This is a genomic window from Gemmatimonadota bacterium (genome assembly GCA_026706345.1).
Taxonomy (GTDB): Bacteria; JAAXHH01; JAAXHH01; order JAAXHH01; family JAAXHH01; genus JAAXHH01.
The window spans coordinates 1-5,903 of sequence record JAPOYX010000254.1 but is presented as its reverse complement, the minus strand read 5'-3'; the positions used below and the strand labels follow the sequence as shown (position 1 = coordinate 5,903).

The 5,903-nt window shown below is 61.1% G+C and carries 6 protein-coding genes; 5 read left to right on the top strand and 1 reads right to left on the bottom strand.

Annotated features, from left to right (window positions below; all coding sequences use genetic code 11):
• A partial coding sequence (locus OXG98_18020) for a proline--tRNA ligase (protein MCY3773908.1) occupies positions 1-229 on the bottom strand: 229 nt, incomplete at its 3' end.
• A 158-nt stretch (positions 230-387) separates the two neighbouring features.
• Between OXG98_18020 and OXG98_18015 the strand changes: the two genes are divergently transcribed.
• The 5 genes from OXG98_18015 to OXG98_17995 all read left to right on the top strand — a co-directional run.
• Entirely contained in the window at positions 388-1,572 is a 1,185-nt protein-coding gene (locus OXG98_18015; protein ID MCY3773907.1) for an acyl-CoA dehydrogenase family protein, read from the top strand.
• Positions 1,573-1,581: 9 nt separating this feature from the next.
• Positions 1,582-2,724: an acyl-CoA/acyl-ACP dehydrogenase gene (locus OXG98_18010; GenBank protein ID MCY3773906.1), complete on the top strand. Its 1,143-nt coding sequence runs from the start codon at positions 1,582-1,584 to the stop codon at positions 2,722-2,724.
• A gap of 32 nt (positions 2,725-2,756) precedes the next feature.
• Positions 2,757-3,647 carry an isoaspartyl peptidase/L-asparaginase gene (locus OXG98_18005; GenBank protein MCY3773905.1) on the top strand — a complete coding sequence of 297 codons (891 nt, stop codon included), beginning with the start codon at positions 2,757-2,759 and terminating at the stop codon, positions 3,645-3,647.
• Between the two features lie 90 nt (positions 3,648-3,737).
• Positions 3,738-5,372: a thiamine pyrophosphate-binding protein gene (locus OXG98_18000; GenBank protein ID MCY3773904.1), complete on the top strand. Its 1,635-nt coding sequence runs from the start codon at positions 3,738-3,740 to the stop codon at positions 5,370-5,372.
• Positions 5,373-5,438: 66 nt separating this feature from the next.
• Positions 5,439-5,903: DUF924 domain-containing protein (locus OXG98_17995; protein ID MCY3773903.1), on the top strand; the 465-nt coding region annotated here is incomplete at its 3' end.

The following is a 5,903-nucleotide window of genomic DNA, read 5'->3' as shown; positions in this document are numbered from 1 at the left end:
CCGGACAGACCGCCGGCATGAGAATTTCCTGGGCCCCTGCGCGGTTCATTTCTTCGCGTACAATGTTTTCGACTTTCCGCACAACGCGCAGCCCGAGCGGCAGAAAGTCATACACGCCGCGCGCCACCTGGCGCATCATACCGGCGCGCAGTAAGAGCTTGTGGCTGATGACTTCGGCCTCGGTCGGATCTTCACGTAATGTTGGGATGAATGTTTGGCGATAACGCACCCGAACCCCCGATCAGCTAGAGAAAGATGTCGGGCTCAATTAGTCAGCCCACGGGCCGGGTGTCAAGCCGGGCGCAGCCTTTCGCCTTGACCCCTTTCCTTTCTCCTGACCAAAAACTATAATTCGCGCGCGATACTTTTCCGCGACAGGAGTACGGCGTGGACTTTGACTATTCTCCGCAAGAAGACGCGTTTCGGCAGGAGCTACGCTCGTGGCTCGAAGCTAATCCGGCGGACAACTACGACCCGGAGACCTTTGAGATTATCGACCAGGAAGAGCGCTTTCAGATCAAGTTCGACTGGCAGAAGAAGCTGCACGGCGCGGGCTGGGTCGGCATTCATTGGCCCCAGGAGTACGGCGGTCGGGGCGCTACGAGCATGGAGCACAGCAGCTGCCGGCAGGCGCGGGCCCGGGTGCCCGCGCCCGGCCTAGCCAGCCCGCTGGGTATCTCGCTGGTCGGCCCTACCTTGATGCACTGGGGAACGGAGGAGCAGAAAGAGCGTTTTGTCCCCAGGATACTCAGCGCTGAGGAATTATGGTGTCAGGGCTATTCCGAACCGGGCTCCGGCTCGGACCTAGCCTCCCTCCAGACACGGGCGGTTGATGATGGTGACGACTTTGTCGTGAACGGCCAAAAGGTCTGGACGAGCTTTGCCCACAAGGCGGACTACTGCATTCTTGTGGCGCGGACCGACCCCGACGCGCCCAAGCACAAAGGACTGTCCTATCTCTTGGTGGATATGCATGCGCCTGGGGTGACAGTCCGGCCCTTGGTCCAAATCTCCGGCGATGCGGAATTCAACGAGGTCTTCTTCGAGGATGTCCGGGTGCCCAAAGCCAATCTGGTCGGCGAACGGAACAACGGCTGGCAGGTCGCGATTACCACGCTTATGTTCGAGCGGGCGAACTTTGGCATGGTCTACAACCTGGAGCCCATGCTGGACAGACTGAAGGCCGGCCTCAAAGACCTGGAAGTCCATGGCCAACCGGCAACCGATGACCCGGATGTACGCCAAAGGCTGGCCGCCTTTCATATTGAAATCCAGGCGCTCAAGTTGGGCGGCTATCGGCAACTGACCCAACAGTTGCGCGGCGACGCGCGGGGACGGGGAGGGTCTATCAGCAAGCTGGCCGGGAGTGGACGCTATCTCCGCATGGCGCATGTTGCCATGGAGCTGCTGGGTCCCTACAGCCAGTGCGCCTTGGGGGAAGCTCAGGGTATCGATAACGGTTTTTGGGCGCGCCGCGCCTTAGGCTCCCGGCTGTACACGATTGCGGGCGGGACGTCGGAGATCATGCGCAACATCGTTGGCGAGCGCGTCCTGCGTTTACCAAAGGGATAGGGAGGAAGCATGGATTTCGGTTTCAGTGAAGATCAAGAATTGCTGCGCGACTCGGCCCGAAAGTTCCTGGACGCGGAGTGTCCGACCACCTTCGTGCGCAAGATGATGGAAGACGACAGCGCCCACGCCACGGAACTCTGGAAAAAAGCCGCTGAGTTGGGCTGGATGGGTATTCTGATTCCCGAGGAGCACGGCGGTATTGGCGGGAGTTTTCTCGATCTGGTTGTGGTGATGGAAGAGATGGGCAGGTCTCTGATGCCTGGACCGTTTTCGGCGACCGTGCTCCTGGGCGGCCCGGCCGTGCTGGCCGGCGGCTCGGACGAGCAAAAGGCTGCCGTTCTTCCCCAGGTCGCGGCTGGTGAACTGGTCATGACCTTGGCCCAGGCCGAAAAGAGCGGCCGCTATGACGCTGGCGGCATTGGTATGCCGGCCACGGCTCGGGGCAGCGACTTTGTGCTGTCCGGGGAAAAACTCTTTGTGCCGGACGCGCATGTTGCCGACCAGATGGTGGTTGCCGCACGTACCGGTTCACCCGATGCTCCGGCAGAAGAGGGCATTACGCTCTTTCTGGTCGATGCCAAGTCGCCGGGGGTCGAGATCACCCAACTGAAAACCGTAGACATGACCCGTCGCCAGTGTCACGTCGCTTTCCAGGATGTTGCGATAGCTGGCTCGCAGGTTCTTGGCGAGGTGGGCCGGGGCTGGTCGATTCTCCAGCGCGTCCTCGATCAAGCCATCGCCGGGCTGTGCACCGAGATGGTCGGGACCGGACAGCAGGCGCTCGATATGGCCGTTGAGTACGCCAAGGAGCGGGTGCAGTTCGGGAAACCCATAGGCAGTTTTCAAGCCGTCAAACACAAATGTGTGGATATGATGGTCCAGGTCGAAAACGCACGCTCACTGACCTATTACGCGGCCTGGACGGTCGATGAGAATGTGGACGAAGCGTCCCAGGCCGTACCTATGGCCAAGGCGTATTGCAGCGATATGTGCAAGACGGTGACCAGTGAGGCCATTCAGGTTCATGGCGGCATCGGGTTTACCTGGGAGCACGATATGCACCTCTTTTATCGCCGTGGCCTGGCATCCGAAGCCGCCTTCGGCAGTGCCCCGACCCACCGTGAAGTAGTGGCCCAGACGCTGGACCTGTAGGCGGCCGCCCGTAGCGTTCGCCCTTTTCCGCCATGACCCCCGCTCTGATCGTCCACGGTGGCGCCGGAGCTGCGACGCCACCAGCACTGCAAGCCGAACGTCGATCAGGGTTGGAGGCGGCCTTTGCCGCGGGCTGGAATATTCTTGTTCGGGGTGGGTCTGCACTCGACGCAGTCGTGCAAGCAACCGTGACTCTCGAAGATCATCCTCTCTTCAATGCCGGCCTTGGCTCCTGCCTGACAGAAGACGGGACGGTCGAGGTTGACGCTTCCCTTATGGACGGCTCCACATTTCAGACCGGCGCCGTGGGGGCGGTCAGGAATATCAAGAACGCCATCCAACTGGCTCGGGCTGTCATGACGGACGGGCGACACGTATTTCTGGTCGGCGAGGGTGCCGAACGATTCGCACGAGAGCACGGACTACCGCCCGCTGCGGTGGACGAACTGATTACCGCCCGCCAGCACCAGCGCTGGCAGGCGCAACAAACCGCAGGCGAACCCGGGACGGTTGGTGCGGTTGCCCTGGATTCGGCGGGCGGGCTGGCGGCGGCAACCTCAACCGGCGGCGTGATGGGCAAGCGCTCCGGCCGTGTGGGCGACTCTGCCGTTATTGGGGCCGGGACGTATGCGGACAGCGCAATTGGCGCCTGCTCGGTAACAGGTGATGGCGAGGACATTATTCGGGCGACCCTGGCCCGTACGGCGGTGGAATTGCTGCGCGGCGGCAAAGACCCCGCGCAAGCCGCTCGCGCTGCTCTGGCTCGCCTTACACGACAGACACGGGGAGAGGCCGGTCTGATTCTGCTCGATCCCTTTGGCCGGAGTGGTGTTGTCTATAATACGGAATCGATGGGGGTGGCCCTTCGACTCGGCTCAGGACAGGCATTGCGGGCTGAGGGACGACTGGTGGCGCGGGTGTGATATGCAGAGTCCACCTCTGGCATTTTCGTGCGCACTAAGGATAAGATGCCCGGTCACACGGGATGAACCCAGAAGAAAAGGGAGGAGAGTATGGCAAAAGTTGATGGCAATTCATTGGTTGTCAAATCGCTCAAAGACGAAGGCGTGGATACCGTTTTCTATATCACCGGCGGACCGATGGTCGATGTGGCCTCCAAATGCATTGAGATTGGATTTAACTCGGTCGATGTGCGCCACGAGCAGGGGGCTTCCATGGCCGCCCACGCCTATAGCCGGGTGCTGGGCAGGCCAGGGGTGTGCTTTGCCGCCTCCGGCCCCGGTGTCACCAATCTGATCACCGGGGTTGGCAATGCCTATCTGGACGCCGTTCCGGTCGTTGCTCTGGGCGGAGCGAGTGCCATTTCCCAGGACGGCATGGGCGCATTCCAGGAGATGGATCAGGTCGGCATGTTCAAGCCGATCACCAAAATGTCCGAGCGGGTCAAAGACGCGCGTCGCATTCCGGAAATCATCAATAAAGCCTTTCGCGTGGCCACCAGCGGTCAGCCGGGTCCGGTCTATGTCGACCTGCCGGGCGACGTCCTCTACCGTGTGGTTGAAGAAGAGGAAGTCACGTTTCCCAAGCGTCCCCACCAAGTCCCGCGGGTGGCCGGTGATCCGGCCCTGGTCAAGGAGGCGGTGGCGCTGCTGAAGGCGGCCGAGCGACCCTTGGTCATTACCGGGACTGGTATCATGTGGTCGGGCGCGATGCAGGAACTCCAGGAGTTTGTGGAAACGACCGGCATCCCCTTTTATACCACCCCACAGGGGCGTGGCGTTATTCCTGAGGACCATGCCCTGAGCTTTCTGGGCGCGCGCAACCGGGCCTGGAAAGAGGCTGACGTGGTGCTGATTGTCGGTACGCGCCTCAACTTCATTCTGGGTTTCGGGCAGGCGCCGCGTTTTGCGGAAGATGTCAAAATGATCCAGGTCGATATTGCGGACGAAGAGATCGGTCGCAACCGCGCGGTTGATGTCGGTATCGTGGGTGACGCCAAGATGGTCTTACGCCAGCTGACAGACGAGGCCAGCGACTCTTTCCGGGGCCGGGACGAACTGGCCTGGATCGATACGCTGCGCGGCCATGACCAACGTTCCCAGGAAAAGATGAGCGCCATCATGCAGGCGGAATCGTCTCCCATGCACCCCCTGCGGCTGTGCAAAGAGGTCCGGGATTTTATGGACCGCGACGCCATTATTGTCGTCGACGGCCACGAGATTCTCAATTTTGCGCGGCAGTCGGTGCCGACGAACGCTCCCGGCCACCGGGTCAACGCCGGCCCGAACGGCTGTATGGGCGTGGCCGTGCCGTTCGGACTCGGCGCAAAAGTGGCCAAACCGGACACCCAGGTCATTGTCCTCAGCGGAGACGGTTCGTTTGGCATGAACGGCATGGAAATCGACACCATGGTCCGCAAGAACATTCCGGCCATCATCGTTATCAGCAATAACGGCGGCTGGGCCGGCGCGGGGGTGATGAACGCCGGACGCGACCTGGGCTTCAGCCGGTATGACGAGATGGCCAAGGTGTTCGGGGCGCACGGTGAGTTTGTCGAAAGGCCGGAAGACATTCGGCCCGCCCTCGAACGTGCCGTTGCCTCGGGCAAGCCGGCGGTGATCAACGTGATAACCGACCCCAGTGCGCGGTCGTCAACGCAGTCGTTTGCCGCCTACCGGGCAATTTAACCCTTAGAACCAGGGCGGGCCGTTCGGGTCCGCCCCGGTCTGCACTCCTGCCGGGACGGTCCGCGCATGGCCGACATCGAAGAAATCCTGACCTTCTGGTTTGGCGAAATCCGGGATGAGCCGGCCTATTTTGAAGAATACGCCCCGCGCTGGTTTGTTCAGAATGCCGACTTCGACCGGGAGATTGTCCAGCGTTTCCAGGCCGGCTATGAACTGGCCGCTCAAGGCCAACTGACCCACTGGACGGAGACGGCGCGGGGCGGTGTGGCGCTTATCCTGGTCCTGGATCAGTTTCCCCGCAATATGTTCCGCAACGACCCGCTGGCCCAGCAGATAGCGGAGCAAATGATCGCTGCGGGATTGGACCGACAGTTACATTTGGTCGAGCGCTATTTCGTGTACGTCCCGTTTATGCACAGCGAGAATCGGGCCCATCAGCAGCGTTCGGTCATGCTCTTTCAGAAGCTGGCCGAAGAGCGCGCCTATTTTGATACCTCCTATGCGGTGAGACATCAGGAGGTGATTGACCGC

What these genes read in the sequence shown, in the direction of transcription:
- OXG98_18010 (MCY3773906.1), top strand. Translation starts at nt 1,582, where the DNA reads ATGGATTTCGGTTTCAGTGAAGATCAAGAATTGCTGCGCGACTCGGCC.
- OXG98_18005 (MCY3773905.1), top strand. Translation starts at nt 2,757, where the DNA reads ATGACCCCCGCTCTGATCGTCCACGGTGGCGCCGGAGCTGCGACGCCA.
- OXG98_18000 (MCY3773904.1), top strand. Translation starts at nt 3,738, where the DNA reads ATGGCAAAAGTTGATGGCAATTCATTGGTTGTCAAATCGCTCAAAGAC.